The 17,439-nt window shown below is 63.2% G+C and carries 18 protein-coding genes; 8 read left to right on the top strand and 10 right to left on the bottom strand.

Features of this window, described 5'->3' with window-relative positions:
- Positions 1-7: 7 nt before the first annotated feature.
- Both AUR64_RS05775 and AUR64_RS20735 read right to left on the bottom strand, forming a co-directional pair.
- Positions 8-907, bottom strand: coding sequence for a PhzF family phenazine biosynthesis protein (locus AUR64_RS05775; RefSeq protein WP_058581009.1), 900 nt, complete (start codon positions 905-907; stop codon positions 8-10).
- A 47-nt stretch (positions 908-954) separates the two neighbouring features.
- Entirely contained in the window at positions 955-1,239 is a 285-nt protein-coding gene (locus tag AUR64_RS20735) for a hypothetical protein (RefSeq protein ID WP_058581008.1), read from the bottom strand.
- Here AUR64_RS20735 and AUR64_RS20430 point away from each other — a divergent pair.
- The 5 genes from AUR64_RS20430 to AUR64_RS05745 all read left to right on the top strand — a co-directional run bounded on the left by AUR64_RS20430 (position 1,217) and on the right by AUR64_RS05745 (position 5,895).
- Complete coding sequence (locus tag AUR64_RS20430; protein ID WP_058581007.1) at positions 1,217-1,807, top strand: hypothetical protein; 591 nt, start codon at positions 1,217-1,219, stop codon at positions 1,805-1,807. The two genes, AUR64_RS20735 and AUR64_RS20430, sit on opposite strands and share 23 nt — an antisense overlap.
- A gap of 186 nt (positions 1,808-1,993) precedes the next feature.
- Positions 1,994-2,716, top strand: coding sequence for a hypothetical protein (locus AUR64_RS20425; protein WP_058581006.1), 723 nt, complete (start codon positions 1,994-1,996; stop codon positions 2,714-2,716).
- Positions 2,717-2,848: 132 nt separating this feature from the next.
- Positions 2,849-3,829, top strand: coding sequence for a glutathione S-transferase family protein (locus AUR64_RS05755; RefSeq protein ID WP_058581005.1), 981 nt, complete (start codon positions 2,849-2,851; stop codon positions 3,827-3,829).
- Positions 3,830-3,926: 97 nt separating this feature from the next.
- Complete coding sequence (locus AUR64_RS05750) at positions 3,927-4,739, top strand: hypothetical protein (RefSeq protein WP_058581004.1); 813 nt, start codon at positions 3,927-3,929, stop codon at positions 4,737-4,739.
- A 79-nt stretch (positions 4,740-4,818) separates the two neighbouring features.
- On the top strand, positions 4,819-5,895 hold the full coding sequence (locus AUR64_RS05745) for a molybdopterin-dependent oxidoreductase (RefSeq protein WP_058581003.1): 1,077 nt from the start codon (positions 4,819-4,821) through the stop codon (positions 5,893-5,895).
- 73 nt (positions 5,896-5,968) lie between these two features.
- Here the strand turns inward: AUR64_RS05745 and AUR64_RS05740 are convergent, their stop codons facing one another.
- The 3 genes from AUR64_RS05740 to AUR64_RS05730 form a co-directional block, all read right to left on the bottom strand.
- A complete protein-coding gene (locus AUR64_RS05740; RefSeq protein WP_058581002.1) occupies positions 5,969-6,868 on the bottom strand; it encodes an NmrA family NAD(P)-binding protein in 900 nt (299 codons plus the stop codon).
- A gap of 93 nt (positions 6,869-6,961) precedes the next feature.
- Complete coding sequence (locus AUR64_RS05735) at positions 6,962-7,708, bottom strand: 4-phosphopantoate--beta-alanine ligase (RefSeq protein ID WP_058581001.1); 747 nt, start codon at positions 7,706-7,708, stop codon at positions 6,962-6,964.
- A gap of 34 nt (positions 7,709-7,742) precedes the next feature.
- Positions 7,743-8,630, bottom strand: coding sequence for a pantoate kinase (locus tag AUR64_RS05730; protein ID WP_058581000.1), 888 nt, complete (start codon positions 8,628-8,630; stop codon positions 7,743-7,745).
- 299 nt (positions 8,631-8,929) lie between these two features.
- On the opposite strand from AUR64_RS05730, the gene AUR64_RS05725 reads away from it, so the two are divergent.
- Complete coding sequence (locus AUR64_RS05725) at positions 8,930-9,163, top strand: hypothetical protein (protein ID WP_058580999.1); 234 nt, start codon at positions 8,930-8,932, stop codon at positions 9,161-9,163.
- A gap of 195 nt (positions 9,164-9,358) precedes the next feature.
- Here AUR64_RS05725 and AUR64_RS05720 read toward each other — a convergent pair whose 3' ends face one another.
- Both AUR64_RS05720 and aspS read right to left on the bottom strand, forming a co-directional pair.
- Positions 9,359-9,910, bottom strand: coding sequence for a hypothetical protein (locus AUR64_RS05720; protein WP_058580998.1), 552 nt, complete (start codon positions 9,908-9,910; stop codon positions 9,359-9,361).
- Positions 9,911-10,148: 238 nt separating this feature from the next.
- Positions 10,149-11,453 (bottom strand): aspartate--tRNA(Asn) ligase, encoded by a 1,305-nt coding sequence (gene aspS, locus AUR64_RS05715; protein ID WP_058580997.1) that lies wholly within the window; start codon positions 11,451-11,453, stop codon positions 10,149-10,151.
- A 233-nt stretch (positions 11,454-11,686) separates the two neighbouring features.
- Here aspS and AUR64_RS05710 point away from each other — a divergent pair, with 233 nt between their 5' ends.
- Entirely contained in the window at positions 11,687-12,250 is a 564-nt protein-coding gene (locus AUR64_RS05710; protein ID WP_058580996.1) for an NAD-binding protein, read from the top strand.
- Between the two features lie 154 nt (positions 12,251-12,404).
- The gene (locus AUR64_RS05705; RefSeq protein WP_058580995.1) at positions 12,405-12,875 is read left to right on the top strand and encodes an Lrp/AsnC family transcriptional regulator; all 471 of its coding nucleotides are present in this window, start codon (positions 12,405-12,407) and stop codon (positions 12,873-12,875) included.
- Between the two features lie 92 nt (positions 12,876-12,967).
- Here the strand turns inward: AUR64_RS05705 and AUR64_RS05700 are convergent, their stop codons facing one another.
- The 3 genes from AUR64_RS05700 to AUR64_RS05690 are packed head-to-tail and all read right to left on the bottom strand — an operon-like array spanning position 12,968 to position 17,307.
- Complete coding sequence (locus AUR64_RS05700; RefSeq protein ID WP_058580994.1) at positions 12,968-13,678, bottom strand: phosphoglycerol geranylgeranyltransferase; 711 nt, start codon at positions 13,676-13,678, stop codon at positions 12,968-12,970.
- A 48-nt stretch (positions 13,679-13,726) separates the two neighbouring features.
- A complete protein-coding gene (locus tag AUR64_RS19995; RefSeq protein ID WP_082230627.1) occupies positions 13,727-14,737 on the bottom strand; it encodes an HNH endonuclease in 1,011 nt (336 codons plus the stop codon).
- Positions 14,738-14,790: 53 nt separating this feature from the next.
- Positions 14,791-17,307 carry a DNA topoisomerase I gene (locus tag AUR64_RS05690; RefSeq protein WP_058580992.1) on the bottom strand — a complete coding sequence of 839 codons (2,517 nt, stop codon included), beginning with the start codon at positions 17,305-17,307 and terminating at the stop codon, positions 14,791-14,793.
- Between the last annotated feature and the right edge of the window lie 132 nt (positions 17,308-17,439).

The following is a 17,439-nucleotide window of genomic DNA, read 5'->3' as shown; positions in this document are numbered from 1 at the left end:
ATCCTTCTTACACTTCGAGTATCTCGTCGCTGTCGAGTTCCGGAACGACCAGAGAGCCATCCAGCGCTGTGACTGCGCGCCCGCCGACGCGAACCGAGTCGCCGACGCGGACGCGGACGCGACCCGGTCTGTCGAGGAACTCACCCTGCTCGAACTGCATCTCGTCGGGAAGCGTGTCGAACGCGCCGACGTGTCGCAGATACGCCCCACACGCGCCGCTCGCCGTTCCGGTGACGGGGTCTTCAGGAACGCCCGCACCGGGTGCGAACATCCGCGCGTGTAGCGTCGCCTCGGCGGTGAGGGTGTCGAAGGTGAACAGGTAGACGCCAGCGGCGTCGTGCTCCTCGGCCAATTCGGCGACGGCGCTCATATCGGGTGTCGCGCCGCCGACGGCGTCGAGGAAGTCGACACCAAGCACGAGAAACGGGAGGCCGGTGGAAGCGACGGCCGCTGGGAGGTCGTCTGCAACGGCACGGAGGGAATCGACGGGGACGCCAAGTGCGTTACTCGCCCGGTCGTAGTCGACGTCGACCGGGTGGACCGTCGGTTCGGCCTGCGTCATCCAGACGACGCCGTCGTCGGTCAGTTCGATGTCGAGGTCGCCCACGTTCGTTTCGAGCGTGTGCGACCCGGCGTCGAGGACGTCATCTTCGAAGAGGTGTGCGTGCGCCGCAATCGTCGCGTGTCCGCAGAGGTCGACCTCCTGTGTCGGCGTGAAGTACCGAATGCGACGGTCGGCACTCTCCGAAGGGTGGAGAAATGCGGTTTCGCTCACGGAGAGTTCGCGGGCGACCGCCTGCATCTGTTCGTCCGAGAGACCGGACGCGTCGGGCACGACGCCGGCAGCGTTGCCCGTGAGCGGTTCGGTGGTGAATGCGTCGACCAAGAGCGCGCGACGAGTGTCCATGCGCTCACCACCGACCGGGGGACAAAGAAAGTATCAGTCGTCAGGCGTCACTGCTGGCGACGACGCACCGAGAATCCGGCCAGCGCGAGCAGACAAGCCAGCGCGGCCCCGAACCCATTGTTCGGGAATGTCGTCGCCGAAATCGTGCTCAGCGGCGTCTCCTCGCTCGCAGTGGTCGTCTCGGCGACAGTCGTCTCTATGGGGTCGGCGGTTTCTGTGGGGTCGCTCGTCTCGGTAGAAGCGACCGTCTCCGTCGCGGTATCCGACGTCGTTTCGGCAACAGCCGTTTGTGTACTGTCGTCTTCGACGGTGGTCGGTTCGGTCGACGTCACCGCGGTGGTCGCCGGGGTTTCGGTCGTCGTCTCAGTCTCGGTGACGGCTTCGGTCGTGCTCGTCTCGGTCGATGCCGATGTCGTGGTCGGCGCACTCGTCGTCACAGGTGCATCGGTCGTCGTCTCAGCCGGCGTTGCCGTCGTTTCGACCGCCGTCGTCGTCTCGGTCGGCGTCTGTGTCGACGTTACTATCGGCGCGGAAGTCTCTGTTGGGGCCGAGGTGGTCGTCGGTGCCTCGGTCGTCGGTGCCTCGGTCGTCGTCGGCTCTGTGGTCGTTGTCGGTGCCGATGTGGTGGTCGGAGCTTCCGTCGTCGTTGGCGCTGACGTAGTAGTCGGCGCTTCCGTCGTCGTTGGAGCCGATGTCGTGGTTGGTGCTTCCGTGGTGGTCGGGGCCGACGTGGTGGTTGGAGCAGAGGTGGTCGTCGGTGGTGCCTCGGTTGTCGTCGGTGCTTCAGTCGTCGTCGGCGACTCACACCCAGTGACGCTCTCGGAAATCGAGGACGTAGACTCGTCTTCGACTGGCACCGATTCGCCGGTGTCGGCTCTCGATGCCGAGGTGACGACGTAGTAGACACCGTCATCAGGCAAGTCGAAGACGAGCGTCTCGGATGTGCCGGGACCAAGCTCGATGTTCCCCTCGATACCCGCCGACGGAATGTCATAGCTGTACACGACCGCGAACTCGTTGGGGTTCGTGACGACGAGTGCACCACAGTCCGGAGACATATCCTCTATCGGGAGGACCTCCGTCGGCGTGCTGGTCGACGTCGGCGTCTGTGTCGCGGTTTCGACGGGCGAACTCGTCTCGGTCGGCGTACTCGTCGCCGTCGTTGTCGCTGTCGACGTGGTCTCCGTCGTAGTCGGCGATTCGGTCGTAGACGGCGCGTCGGTCGTAGTCGGGGAACTCGTCGTGGTAGTCGCGTCGCCCGCGCCACCGCCACCGCCACCGCCGCCGTTGTTCCCGTTCGAGTTGGAGTTTGAATTGGAGTTCGAGTTGGAGTTCGAGTTACTGTTCGAGCTACTTCCGGCGTTGTTCTCGTTGGACCCACCGGCGCTGTTGTCCGACGTATCGCTACTCTGTTCGTCGGTCTCGGTGCTTTCGTTATCGGCCCCGTCGGTTGACGTTTCGGTCGTCGTCCCCGTCGGTGTCGTCGACGACGCCGTCGAATTTGACGAATTCGTGGCGTTCGGTGTCGTCTCGTTCTGTGCTGTGGTCACGACGCCGGTTTCGGCGAAGTCACTGCTGGATTCGTCCGCCGAGTCGTTCGCGGGAGCGAGCGACCCCGCGTCGAACTGGGATGCGAACCCGGAACCGATAGCAATCGCGCCCAGCGCGACGACTAACAGTACCAGCAGTGGCACGTACTTTCGCTGCGAACCAGGGTCGGGCATTGCGTCCGGCAAAGCGGACTACCGCCTTTGTTATGTGCAGCCGTGGGCACTGTTCGATGTTATGGCTCGGCATACCAGTCTGTAATCCGAGCGTACTGTTCACTGCGGACGGCCCACTCGCGAGCGCCGCAGAACGTGTGCGGCGAACGCTTTTGCTCGGTCCAGCCTTAGCGACGGTACGAATGATTCGACCAGCGACGGCCGGAGGCGACAGTCGATGAACATGCTCGTCGACGGCGAGTGGACAACCGATGCGTACGAAGCGACAAACGACGATGGAGAGTTCGACCGACAGGAGACGTCGTTCCGCGACCGAATCGAGGACGACGAAGACGCGACGTTCCCCGTCGAGGCCGGCCGATACCACCTCTACATCTGCCGGGCTTGCCCGTGGGCGCACCGCGCGGCGATGACCCGCTCGCTTCTGGGTCTCGAACACGCTATCTCGCTTTCGCTGACCGAACCCGTTCGCATCGACGACGGCTGGGAGTTCTCCGAACGCCTGCCGGACCCACTGTACGACGAACCGTACCTCCGCGATATCTACGTCCGCGCCGCCGACGACTACACCGGTCGCGTGACGGTCCCTGTGCTCTGGGACAAAAAGAAAGAAACCATCGTCAACAACGAGTCCGAGGAGATTATGCGGATGCTCGACACGGAGTTCGGCCGTCTTGCCGAACACGACGTGGACCTCTATCCGAAGGGGTATCAGGACGATGTGGACCGCCTCATCGACGACATCTACGAACCCATCAACAACGGCGTCTACCGCGCCGGGTTCGCTGACACTCAGGCGGCGTACGACGAGGCCGTCGGCGAACTGTTCGACGCACTCGACCACTACGAGAACGTCCTCGGCGACCAGCGCTATCTCGCCGGCGACGTGCTCACCGAGGCGGATTTGGCGATGTTCGCGACGCTCGTCCGCTTCGACCACGTCTACCACACGCACTTCAAATGTAACCGCCGAGCGATTCACGAGTACCCGAACCTCTGGAACTACACGAAGGAACTGTACCAGTTGCCGGGAATCGCCGACACGGTGAACCTCGAACACATCTCCGAACATTACTACCGAAGCCACGGCGACGTCAACCCCAAGCGTCTGGTCCCGACTGGACCCGATATCGACTTCTCGGAATCGCACGACAGAGAGCGACTCGGCGGCGGCCCACCGAAAGCACTGTTCGAGTAGCTCACGAACAGTCGCCTTCCAGTGACTTTCTTTTCAAATTGACGTTCGCCCGAAACTTTTCGACGCTCCGTGTTGACTCCACACGGGGAGAACACACGTGACAGACGAAACAGAAGGGACGATACGCGAGGCAAAGCGCGTGGCCCGGGCACTGCTCGGTGACGGCGACGGAGAGACGGTGTCGTCGAACGAGGACACGGAGTCGTTCGACGTCGAACGGTTCCTCCGGACGCTCGCGGGCCAAGACACCGAACAGAGTCGTGAACGACGGACCGGCAAACAGCTAATCGCGGCGTCGCTGGTCGTCCTCGGCGTACTCCGGCGACTGTCCGAAGACGAACGCGTCGGACAGTTGCGTTCGAGAGCGAACGGGACCGAGGCGGAACCGAAGCGTACCGAGGACGAGTCGTCCGGACGGTCCGTCACCGGGACGCTGCTCCGTCTGGTCGTGTTCGCCGTCGCCGTCGCCCTCGTCGCGTACGTCATCAAGACCCGGCGTGGAACCGGCGGTGACGAACTCGTAGACGACGAAACCGAGCGGGATATCGCCGACACGGGTGTCGCCGAGGAGAACGTGATGGGAACCGAGAGCGCCGACGAGTCGGATGTCGACGAGATGGTCGACGCCGTCGAAGACGACGAAGGTGACCGTCCACCCGAACCCGGAGAGACAGTCGTCGAGGACGACGTCGTCGAGGCAGCGACCGAGAACGGCGAATCGGAACACTCCGAAGACGGAACACCCGGCGAGGCAGCACTCGAAAAGGAGAGTGTAGAGGCCGAAAGCGACGACAGCGCCGGAGACAGCGATACCGAGGCAGACTCCGAGTCGGACGCCACCGAAGGCGAGTCGCCGCTCGAAGCCGACGACGACGCCGACGAGGCGACGAGCGAATCACCGAACCAGTAACCGGTAGCGGCCGGCAGTCGCCGACACCGGTGAGTATCGTCGACGACGCGCTCTTGAGGCCCCGTTCCTTAGAACGACCGTGACAGTCGGTGAGTCGGTCCGGCGGTTCGTTTCCCGAATCGAGCCGCGGCCACGGCTCGTCGATTGGTCTATCTTCGTACTCGTCAGTTTCGAGGTGGCCTCCGGTCTGCTGAGTTTCACTGTGGGAACGCCGGATGGCGCGTGGCTGTTCTGGCTGCACGCCGTCGCCGGACTAACGCTCGTCGCCCTCGTCGGCTTCAAGCTGTATCGTGTCCGCCACCGAGTGACGAACCGACATCTCTGGAACCGCGCGACAGGCGTGTCGATACTGTTGACTGTCGTCACGCTGTCGGCGCTCGGAACCGGCATCGCGTGGGTGTTCGGCGCTGACGCCGACGTATGGCTGTGGAACCTGTTGAGCGTGCACGTCTTCTTCGGCCTCCTCTTGGTCCCGCTCACGCTGCTCCACCTCCGGACGCACTTTCGGCCCCCGCGACGAGCCGACTTCGAAGAGCGCCGGGCGGCGCTTCAGTACGCGGGGCTGCTCGTCGGCGGCGCGGTGCTGTTTCGCGCCCAAGAGACGACGAATCGAGTCTTGGACACCGCAGGCGTCGAACGTCGGTTCACCGGGTCGAAACCCGTCGAGGGGTCGTCGTTTCCGGTGACGAGTTGGGTCGCCGACGACCCCGACCCGATAGACACCGCGGCGTGGTCGTTGTCTCTCGGCGGCCGAGTGAACTCACCGCTCGAACTCGACTACGACGAGTTGACGACGGACGCCGAACTCGAAGCCCTGTTGGACTGCACGAGCGGTTGGTACACGGTCCAGAACTGGCGCGGCGTTCGTGTCGGCGACCTGCTCGATGCCGCCGGTGTCGACGACGACGCTCGCTACGTCCGGTTCGTCTCCGTCACCGGCTACCGCTGGAGCCTTCCAGTCGAGGAGGCCCGAGATGCGTTGCTGGCGACACACGTCGGCGACAATTCCCTCTCGCACGGCCACGGTGCGCCGCTGCGACTCGTCGCGCCGGGCCGGCGCGGTTTCCAGTGGGTGAAATGGGTCGAAGGAGTGGAAGTTCGTCGCCGCGGCGACCCGGCGCAGTGGCTCGTGACGCTCATCAGTGGCTTCGACTAACCGTCGAGTTCGGTTTCGATTCTCACGTAGTCTCGCTCAATCCGCTCAGCCGGCTCAGCCACGCCTGTTTCGTTCAGTCGGCCATCGACTGCGACGACTGCGCCGTCTCCGTTGCCCACTCGGCGCGGAGATACGACTCCAGTGTGGTGAACTCGAAGCCGAATCGGGTTTCGAGGTCGTCGAGGTCCGCTTGCACCGCGTAGCCGCCGGCGTTTGCGAACTCGACCCGGGCGACTTCTCTTTCGGGTAACTCGTCGCGGGCGACGTCCATCGGTGCGTGGACCCCGGTGATATCGTGACCCAGAACGTCGGCGAACGCGTCGGCGAGTTCATCGAGCGTGTACACCCCTGCGGCGAACTCGACGGTCTCTCGCTCGAACGACTCGGGGTCCGCCAATACGGCGGCGACGACTCGTGCAACGTCGTTGCCGTCGACGACGTGGAGCGAACCATCCTCTTCGAGCGGAAGCGTGAGCATCCCCGATTCGATACCCTCACGGAACGCCTCGAACCGCTGCACCGTGTAGGCGGGATGGACGACGGTCCACGGAAGCGACGCCTCGCGGACTGCCTCTTCGATAGCCCGGACGGCCGCGAACTCCGGAACCTCGTCGCCCGCGCCGGCGTCGACACCGGCAGCGCTCACGAGCACGAACTGCGAGCAGTCGTTCTCCTCGGCGGCCTGCAGGAGCGTCTCGGCGAGTTCTTTCGTCGTCTCGTCGTCGGGGTCTGCCGTCTCGACGGCGAAAACGATAGCATCAGCATCGGATACGGCGTCGCTCACCGCGTCAGCATCCGAGAGCGTCGTCTTGAGGAGCGTCGCGCCGTTCCGTCGTAGGTCGGTCGCATCGTCGTCGAGCAGTCCTCCAAATACGGAGACATCGAACTCGTCGGATTTCGCCGAACAGAGTCGGTCGACGACTGCCATTCCGAGCCGTCCAGTCGCGTCTGCGACGATGACTCGACGATTCATGCACCGCGGTATGCGATGGGGGTAGATAAGCGCAACTACCCAGCGAGCAGTTTGCCTCTATCACACGTCGAAGGTAGAGACGGGCCGCCGTGGCTACTCCTGCGTCGTACCGTTGCGAATCGCCCGCTCGGCGTCGTCCAACGCCGCCGACGCGTCGAACTCGGCGACGATTGCGTCGAGTTCTTCGCGCGGAGCGCCTCGCAGTTTCCGGGCGTGTCGGGTGACGTTCGGCACGGCCCGGATGATGTTGTCGATGATAGGGATGTCCGCGGCCTGCGCCGACCGCGACATCGGGTTGAGGTCGACGACGAGTTCGATTTTCCCCATCGCCGCCAGCGCCTCCGCCCTGTCGCCGTCTTCCAGCGGGACGAGCACCACGTCTGCGGCGCCGATACCGTCGGCGTCGACTTTCGCACGCTCGTGGGAGAGGCCTGGGATACGGCCGTCGGCGGTGAGTCCTTTCACTTCGGTCGCACCGTGTTCGCGGAGGTGGGCGGCGATGGCTTCCATCCGCTCGTCGGTCCGGTTGAACAGGTTCACTTCGAGCGCCGCGTCGACGACGTCGGCGAGTTCGACCAGTTCGCCCGGACAGAGCGCGGCAACGTTGCCGTTGACGGAGAGTACCGGGCGCTCGGCCAACAGCAGTTGTGCCGCCGCGGCGCGTTCGGCGGCGTCGGCGCTCTCTATGGTTCGCTCGCCGAGAAGGTAGTCGAACGCCTCGCCGCGGCCCTGTGCGATGAGTCCCTGTCTGCTGGTGATGCCCGCGTCGACACCCGCCTCGATTCGATGTCGCGTCAACAGCGACTCGTATCGGGGGTGGTCCTCGGGAATCTCGGTCATACCGGCGATTGGCGGGGGGCGGTAAAAATCGATGCTACTCGCGGCCGGGCGCCGGCGGCGACGGTTCGCAGGACTCCAGCGGCAGCGTCTGGTCGCCGAGCAGTCGTGCGCCTGCCGGGTGGCTCTGACAGACTGTCGGGTCGTAGCCTGCCTCCGAGAGACCGGTTCCGAGCGCGAACACCGAGTCGCCGAGCATCGCCATCGACGCCTCGCCGTCGACGGCGTTCACCTCGCGTATCGCCTCTTCGACGCGGTCGGTGAGCAGTCCGGCCTCGCGGGCGAACCGCCGGGAGGCGAGCATGAACCGGTCGAGCGTCGGGCGTTCGACGAGACTCGACAGCGCACGAGTGCCGGCCTCCGAGAGCCGTGCGGTGTCGCCCGAGAGCACGTCTTCGGTCGAGAGTTCGCCGAACGTGACGTACTCGACGCGGGTTTGGGCGGGGATGCCGTCGAGCAATCCTTCGCCGGGCGCACCGGGTTCGAGACGAATTGGGACACCGCCGTGGGCCTGCGCGACCACGTCGCCGAGGCCCGTCCCCGACTGTACCTCCGCCCCGTGGGCGAGGGTGACGAGTTCGTTTTCCGAGAGCGCACGCTCGAAAGCGTCGTTCGCGGCGAGCGCAGTTCCGAGCGCCATCGCGCCCGAGACGCCGAACCCCGCACCCAGCGGCAACGACGTTTCGGCGTCGACGGTCGCGGTCACGGAGAGTGCGTCGAGTACTCGTTCGACCGGGTCGACTCGAATCGTCTCACCCTCGAGTGTCACCGTCGTCGACTCCGCCGGTCGGACGCGGACGGTGACGCCGTGTGAGAGCGTCACCCCTGCTCCCCGCGAACCCGCAACCCGAGGGTCGTCGTCGGGATGGGCGCTGAAGAACCCGGTGACGTGACCGGGGACGAACGCTGCTGCCTCGCCAGCCATACTCGCTCATCTCCACGCCGCAGGTTTAACAGTTACAATCCCGGCCGACCGTCGTGTAGTGTTCATTCGACTGTCGCTCAGCCGTCGTTCACCCCGTTCACGCCGGTAAATGGTGTATTTCCGTCTGGTAGTGTGCTACGTTGAGGCAATGTGAAACCACCGTATACCAGCTCCTCACACCCTTTCACGCCGGCGGCGCGGTTTGAACGCCGAGAAACGGTCGCTCCGCTTTTTACGTAACCACGTTGTTGTCGGTGACGCGACCAACGGGTCGCAGACGACTGACGGAGGACCCACCGATGGCAACTAACATCACCGAAGACGATGAGGGAAAGAAGGTCGTCGCCGACGACGGCGAGACCGTAGGCATCGTTGCCGATGTTGAACACGGGACTGCGTACGTCGAACCGGACCCCGGACTCACCGAGAAACTCAAATCGAAGCTCGGTTGGGGTGAGAGGGACGAGGACACGTACCCGCTCCAGGAGGAAGCCGTCGAAGCGGTCACCGACGACGAAGTCAAACTTCGTTAGGACGTGTGACGTTCGGCGCGTCTGCCACGCCGTCCGCAACCTAACTCGCCGGACGGTCGACTAGTCAGACATGCATCACTCCCGGACGCACCGACGTTTTGCGTCCAGTCCGTCGGTTTCTCGAGTTCAGTTCCGTTCTTCGGCGAGCGCGTCGTGTCGATTCGACGTTTCGGAGACGAGAGAGAGAGAGCGCGTTTAGACGAACGAGACGCGGGCGTCCGGATGTTGGTCGGCGTCTTCGGCGAGTACGCCATCGCCCCGTAGCGCCTGAATCTGCGCCTTCGTCTCCTCGGGCGTGAGGTCGCCGAGAACGCTAGTGACGTCGAGCAGGAGGCTCCGCGGAACGCCGGTTCCCGGCCCACCTCTGTCGAAGGCGTTCTCACTGTCGCCGACGTCGTCGAGGATGACTTCGAGGTAGCGTCGCACGTCTTCGTCGCCTTCGAGTGCCTCGTGCCACTGTTTCGGGTACGTGCTCACTCGCCCGTCGCCGACGGCGTAGAGCGCGTCCTCGCCTATCCACGACGACGAGTCCGTCTGTCGTTCCTCGATGGCTCCCCGAACGCTCCCCGCGTCGATACGGGCCCCGTCCGCCTCCAGTGACTCGGCGTACGTCACGACGCGTTCGGGGTCGACACCGGGCCGATTCGTCGACTCGTGGCGCTCGATAAGTCGCACGAGGTCCGAAACCAACAGCGTTCGTCCGCGGTCACCGGCCTCTCGAAGTACGTGCTCGTTCAGTTCCGGCATCGATTCGGGCTTAGGAGTGGACGCGAATAAGTCGCTTGGCCGTCCCACTCGTCCGCCGGTACCGATATCGACGCGACTCCTCGGTAGCTGTTCTCGGCTACCAACGGCGGAAAAATCGAGGGTACAGTTCGTTCGTGACGAGCTCCCGCCCTCCGAAACGCCTTCGTGTTACGGGCTCAGGCGTTGTCGGTCCGGCGAGACTCGCTCTGCTCGTCTCGCTGAATCCCAGATCTTCGCCTTAGGGGCTCAGACGCTGGCGATCTCGCGGGAACAGCACCGCTTCGCGGATGTTTTCGAGGCCGAGCATCGTCATGATGAGACGCTCGCCGCCGAGGCCGAAGCCGGCGTGCGGGGGCATGCCGTACTTGAACATCTTCGTGTAGTAGTCGAACGACTCGGGGTCGAGACCCTGCTGTTCGAAGCCGGCGACGAGATGCTCGTAGCGGTGTTCACGCTGACCGCCCGAGACGAGTTCCATGTTCGGGTGCATCATGTCGAACCCGGTCGACAGCGACTCGTCGTCGTCGTGGTCCTTGATGTAGAACGGCTTGATTTCGCTGGGCCAGTCGGTGATGAAGTAATGTTCGCCGACGTCCTCGCCGAGCGCTTTCTCGCCTTCGGTCGGCAGGTCGTCGCCCCAGACGAGATGCTCGTCGAGTTCGCCCGACGCGTTGATGCGTTCGATGGCTTCCTCGTAGGTGAGACGCGGGAACTCGCCCGAGGGGGCCTCGAACTCGTCTTCGAGTCCGAGCGCTTCGAGTTGCTGCTGGCAGTCCTCCTCAACGGCCTCGTAGGCGGCCTTGACGACGGCCTCACAGACATCCATCGCTTCCGTGTGGTCGACGAACGCCGACTCGAAGTCGATGGAAGTTGCCTCGTTGAGGTGTCGCGGCGTGTTGTGTTCTTCGGCGCGGAAGATGGGACCGACCTCGAAGACGCGCTCGAGACCCGAGCCGACCATGAGCTGTTTGAACAGCTGCGGCGACTGGTTCATGAACGCTTCCTGACCGAAGTACGTGATGGGGAACAGTTCGGTGCCGCCCTCGGTTCCCGTGGCGACGATTTTCGGCGTGTTGATTTCGGTCGCGTGCAGGTCACGGAACTTCTCGCGGACGGCGCGCTGGACCGCTGCACGTATCTCGAAGATAGCCTTTACTTCGTCTTTGCGGAGGTCGAGCGTCCGGTTGTCGAGACGCGTCGGGAGTTCCGCGTCGACCTTGCCGGAGGGGTCCAGCGGCAGTTGTGGGTCCGCCTCGGCGACGACGTCGAGGCTCTCGGGGACGACTTCGACGCCCGTGGGCGCACGCGGTTCCTCGCCGACGTCGCCGGTCACCGAGATGACGCTCTCGCGGTGGACGCCCAGTCCGGCCTCGACGAGGTCCTCGTCCATCTCGTCTTTCTCGAACTTGACCTGAATCTTGCCGGTCGTGTCCCGCAGGATGAGGAATGCGATACCGCCGAGGTCACGAACTTCGTGAACCCAACCGGCGAGCGTCACCGTGTCGCCGGGTTCGGCGTCTGCTGCGTACGTTCGGTTTTGCATGTCTACGCGTTCCGCGTCGGGAGGTTAAAAACGAACGATTCCGGCCTCCGTACGACCCGGTAGAAGTGATGTGTCTCGGCAGCGAGGCCCCGCACCACAATATCGTGATTCGGGTAAAAAATCTCCTACTATTCCGGTTTCGAGAATTAGACCCGCCAGCTTATGCGAGTACGAGAACTATAGGGACGTACGCGGTCGTCGGGCACGGTACAGACGGCCCCGGGAGAACACAGATGTCAACAGCACTCGTCGTCGGCGGCGGCCACGTCGGCACCCTACTCGCACAGCAGTTGCGGAACCGCGGCGTTGACGTTCGGTACGTCGACGACGACGCCGAGACGGTAATCCGCGTACGGAGCGGCGGTACTCGTGCCACCGAAGCGACGCTGACCGACGCACGCTCACTTCGGGAGGCGGCCGGCGAAGACGTGACGCTCGCCGTCGCCGCGTCACCGCGAGACAGCGTCAACCTCCTCGTAGCACAACTGCTGCGAACGCAGGTCGGCGTGAGAACCGTCGTCGTTCTCGTCAACGACCCCCGAAACCACGAGGTGTTCGAGACATCGGGAATCGAGACGGTCTGCGCATCGTCGGTGTTAGCCGACGCACTCGGACGCCGCGTCGACGAGGTCGTTGCCCGAGTACCGCCGGAATGGTCGACGGAGACGGCGGCGGGGTCGGACGACGGCCGGTCGCTCTTGGACCCCCGAAATCGAAGTGAGGCCAGTAGAACGTTCGATGGTGACGGTCGGTTCGACGGTGAGGGACCGTTTCACGACCGTCGGCGACCGATGTAGTCGAGAGACGTTCGGACCAGTTTGGCTCCCTGAATCCGTTGGGTCCGCGGGGTCCGCACGGGGTCCGCGGGGTCTACCACGACTTCGACCACCGCCGCTTCGAGACGGTGGGCGGAACAAAACACATTTGCACCTGTCGGTCACGTTTCAGCGTATGTCGCGGGAACTCGACGACCTCGACCGTTACATTATCTACGCGCTTCAGGGCGACGCTCGCGGAACGTCCGCCCGCGAAATCGCCGAGATGAAGGGCGTTTCTCCGAGCACCGTTCGTAACCGAATCCACAGACTCGAAGACAGTGACATCGTCCGTGGAACGCACCTCGACATCGACTTCGAGGCCGCCGGCTACCAGTTGTACACGCTCATCCTCTGTACTGCGCCGATTCCCAAGCGCGAACAACTCGCACGGGAGGCCTGCGACGTCGACGGCGTCGTCTCGGTCCGCGAGATTATGACCGGCGACGAGAACGTCCACATCACCGTCGTCGGCGAAGACAGCGACGACCTGAGCCGAATCGGCCGCGACCTGAGTTCGCTCGGCTTCGAAATCGTCGAGGAGGAACTCATCCGCAACGAGTACACCTGCCCGTACACACCCTTTAGCGAAGTCACCGAGGAGTAGCCGCAGGGTCCTGTGCGACCCCGTCTCCTGTAGCGCGACTGCTCGCCGTGCAGCGAACGGAGAAACGAGGAGAGTGCGAGGAGAGAACGAAACTACTCGGCGTGGGCGTCCTTGACGCCTTCGACGGTCTCTCTGACCGCGTCGACACCCTCGTCGTGCAGCAAGTCGCCAACGACGATGACGTCGGCGCACTGGCCCATCTCGTAGGCGGCGTCGTAGCTTCGGATGCCGCCGCCGTAGAACAGCGTCGACTCGTCGAGGGCGTCCTGTGCGGCTTTGACTTTCTCGGTGTCGCCGTACATTCCGGAGTACTCGATGTAGACGATGTCCTGTCCGAACATCTTCTCGGCGACGGCGGCCCACGCCGACACGTCGTCGGCGCTCTGGTCACAGTCGGCGTCGGTCAACTGTGCGACGGAGGCCTCGGGGTTGAGCACGATGTACGCCTCGGTGTGCGTGCGACTCCAGTCGAGGCCGTTCTCGATGCGGACCCACTCTTTGTGCGCGCCGGTGACCCAGAAGGAGTCGCTGGCGTTGAACACCGTCGGGATGAGGTAGCCGTCGAGGGCGTCGTCGTCGACGACGACGCCGGGGTTCGACGGTTCCTGATACAGCGGTACGTCGTGTTCCGCACAGGCGTCGACGACGCGTTGCATCTTCTCGGTCGTGATGTCGAGCGTCCCGCCGATTTCGATGGCGTCGGTGCCGGTCGCGCAGGCGTCGGCGAACGTCTCACCGTCGACGAGGTCCTTGTCGGGGTCGATTTTGAGGATGTGGTCCCACGATTCCCACGGCAGAGTCATTGGACTGTCTACTCCCGGCATGTGTTAAAAAGCGTGCGGAACGAATGGCTATAGTTCGGCGCTGAAGCCGTGAAGTGCACGATGTTCTCGGAGATAGATCTTAGCAGGGTGGTATCTGTCATCGGGAGGGAGTATGAGTCTGGTTCCCTCAAGCGAAGAGAATTCTGCAAATCCAGCTACCTGAGGTCGATGTCTGACTAACAACGTAAGATCATCCCGAATACCCAACCAGCCATTGTCAAAGGCCCAGTGGTGAAGTTTGCAGAGGGCAAGCCCATTCCTGAAGTCGTCTTGCCCGTTCTCGCTTCGAGGGTAGATGTGGGCGGCCTCCACTTCAGGGCGACCACTTGGAGTCATCCGGTTAGCCCCACAAACTGCACATTTGTATTCGTATAACTCTTTTATACCACTGCGAAAGGCTGCAGATCGTGCCTTCCGAGTCGTAGTCTCCTCTTTCCGTTCCGGTTCGGTGAGTTCGGGGGTTCGTTTGACTTTTTCGTGCAGTTCGTTATCTGCTTTCTCGAACGTATCTGGACGAACGTCTTTGACTCCGTAACCGAGGAACGAACGGACGCTCCCGTACTTCTCTCTGATGTTTCTCAGACCACGATCGTTGAGCCGCATGAAATTCTGAGGATGTCCTCTACTGTGTCCGGCATGCTCGTGGTGTACCTCAGTGCTATCAATCTGGACGGCCACAATATCTGAGAGATAAATAACGTGCGGCCAGAGTTCGTCGTCATCCCGAAGCCCAATTTGGTAATCTGTCCAAAGTTCGGCCGCCAACTCTCGATTTTCTTCGGTTCCGATAACGCGTGCTGCCAACGTGTATCGCTTTGCGCCGGTGTAGAACAGTAGAATATCTCCTCTGGCCATTTGATCTGTGTACTTTTTACCACCGGGCGAAACACCCCAGACAGAGACGCAGTCCCCGAAGTCCTTGCTCGTGTATTGTCTGTAGACCGCTGCGGGAACACCACCGACAACGGTCTCTTGAAGATGATTTGCGGCGTTTTGATTACTACAAGGGGCTAGAAAGACATTACCGACAGCGGACATATCTTTAGAGAAATATTGCTATCTGATCACTCTTTCTAAAGGAATGTCAGACCCTAATCAGCTTTCGCCTGCCAGTCCCGAACCGTATCCGCACCGACGCCCTCGACGCTCGCGGCGATATCGTCGGGGTCGGCGTCTTTCAGTCCCGGCACGTCCGCGATACCGGCATCTTTCAGCTTTTCAGCGGTTTTCTCGCCGATACCGGAGATACTCTGCAGTTCGTCGCCGCCGACCTGCTGGGCTTGGTACTCGCGGTAGTTGCAGATGGGACAGCCGAGTTCCCACGGTTCGTCGCCGTTGTGAACCACGAGGTGTGGAAGCCCGTGCTCCTCACACTCCTCGTCGGTGACTTCGATTTCGCCGCGGCGCGGCAGCGGCAGTGAGTAGTCACACTCCGGATAGCGCGTACAACCGACGAGGCGGGAACCCGAGCGGAGTTGCTTGATTGCCAACTCGCCACCGTGTTCCTCACCGCATTCGGGACACTCCCCGATTACTTCGTCGTCCTGTTCGTCGGCTTCGTCGGCTTTACACTGCGGACAGCCGTGGACGAACGTCTTGCGCCCGGCCAGCATCTTCACGTGGTGGAGGCCATGTTCCTCGCACTCGTCTTCGAGGATGAGCGGTTTGCCGGTCGACGGCAGCGGGAGGGTGTGCTCGCAGTCGGGGTAGCCGTCACAGCCGACGAAGTACGACCCGTATCGACTCTTTCTGACGAGCAGGTCCTCGCCGCACTCCGGACACGGCCCGAGCGTCTTGTCGGCTTTCAACGATTTTTGGAGCTGTTTGCCCAACTCGTCGCCGGACTCCATCAGCCCCTCGAAGACGGTTTCGAGCATCTCGCGGGACTCCTCGGTCACGTCCTCGAAGTTCTTCTCGCCGTCGGCGATGGCGAGCATGTCCGATTCGAGTTGCGCGGTCATCTCCTCGCTCACGATTCGGTCGGCGAACTCCTCCGAGGCGCTGACGACGGCGCGGGCGAGACGGGTCGGCCGCGGCGGGTCGCTCTCGATGTAGTTTCTGTCGTAGAGCTTCTGAATCACGTCGTGGCGGGTCGCCTTCGTCCCGATGCCCATCTGCTCCATCGTCTCGATGAGCCGAGACTGGCCGTACCGTCGCGGCGGTTGGGTCTGTTTAGCCTCGAAGCGCGTCTCCGTCACGTCGAGTGCCTCGCCCTCCTCGACGTCGGGGACGAAGCTCTCGGTGTTGTTGAAGTACGGGTAGACGGCGTGATAGCCCTCTTTGACGAGTCGCTTCCCGTTGGCTTTCAGCGAGAGTGGTTCGCCGTCGGGGTCGACGTCGGCGACGACGCGGAGGTGTTCCCACTTCGCCGCCTCGGCGACGGTGGCGAAAAAGCGCCGGACGACGAGTTCGTACACTTCGTACTCGTCCTCGGAGATGTCCGCGGAGGAGGGAAGTTCGCCGGTCGGGTGAATCGGCGGGTGGTCGGTCGTCTCCTCGTCACCTTCCGTCGGGTCGAGTTCGTCGAGGTCCAGCAGTGATTCGGCGTCGTCGCCGAAACGATTCGTACCGACGAACTCCGAGACGAGTTCCTCGGGGTCCAAGTCGTCAGGGTAGACCGTGTTGTCGGTTCGCGGGTAGGTGATGTAACCCGCCGTGTAGAGGTCCTCGGCGATGCTCATCGCGCGCTGTGCGGAGTAGCCGATGCTGCCTGCGGCGCGGATGAACTGGGTCGTGTTGAACGGCGCGGGCGGCTTGTCCGTCCGCGTGCGACGCCGGACCGACTGCACCGTCGCCGACGACGCGGTCTGAAGCGTGTCGTACACCTCGTTGGCCGTCTCCTCGTCCCAGACGCGTTCGGCCTCGTTGCCGTCCTCGTCGGGGTAGAAGTACTGCGCTTCGAAGTTCTCTCCCGAGTCGTCTTTTTCGAGGTCAGCGAACAGTTCCCAGTAGTCCTCGGGGTCGAACGCGTCGATTTCGCGTTCGCGGTCGACGATGAGTTTCAGGGTCGGTCCCTGCACCCGACCGACGGAGATGAAGTCGTTGCCGAGTTGTCGCGCCGACAGCGAGAGAAACCGCGTCAACGCCGCGCCCCACACGAGGTCGATAATCTGTCGGGCCTCGCCGGCGGCGGCAAGGTCGAAATCGAGGTCCTCGGGGTTGTCGAACGCCTCGGTCACCTCGTTTTGCGTGATGGACGAAAAGCGCACGCGGTCGATGGGCGCGTCCTCGTTCACGTCGCGGACGAGTTCGTACGCTTCCTTCCCGATGAGTTCGCCCTCGCGGTCGTAGTCGGTGGCGATAGTCACTCTGGAGGCGTGGCGGGCGAGTCGTCGCAGTGCGGCGACGATGTTCTCCTGCGTCGGATGTTTGTCGATAGGTGCGTCGATGAGTTCGACGGGTTCGACGTCGCGCCAGTCGTTGTACTCCGGCGGGAAGTCGACGCCGACGACGTGGCCCGACAGGCCAATACAGCGCTTGCCGCCCCACTTGTAGACGTTCACGCCGTTCATCCGCTCGGCGTCGGCGGACTCGCCGCTGAGGATGTCCGCGATACGCCTCGCGGCGTTGTCCTTTTCGGTGATTATCAGTTCCGGCCCCTTGCTCATTGGCAGGCGATATGCGAAGGGACGGCCTAAATCTTTCGCGGTTGTCCGGAGAAAACCGCTAGCAGGCGCGGGTGTGCGCACGTGTGAGCGCCCGTGCAACAGCCGCACGCTACGCGCGTGCGCGTGAGGTAC

The organism is Haloprofundus marisrubri (genome assembly GCF_001469955.1).
GTDB classification, from domain to species: domain Archaea; phylum Halobacteriota; class Halobacteria; order Halobacteriales; family Haloferacaceae; genus Haloprofundus; species Haloprofundus marisrubri.
Note: the sequence above shows the minus strand (reverse complement) of the source record. Positions and strands in the feature narration are given on the sequence as shown.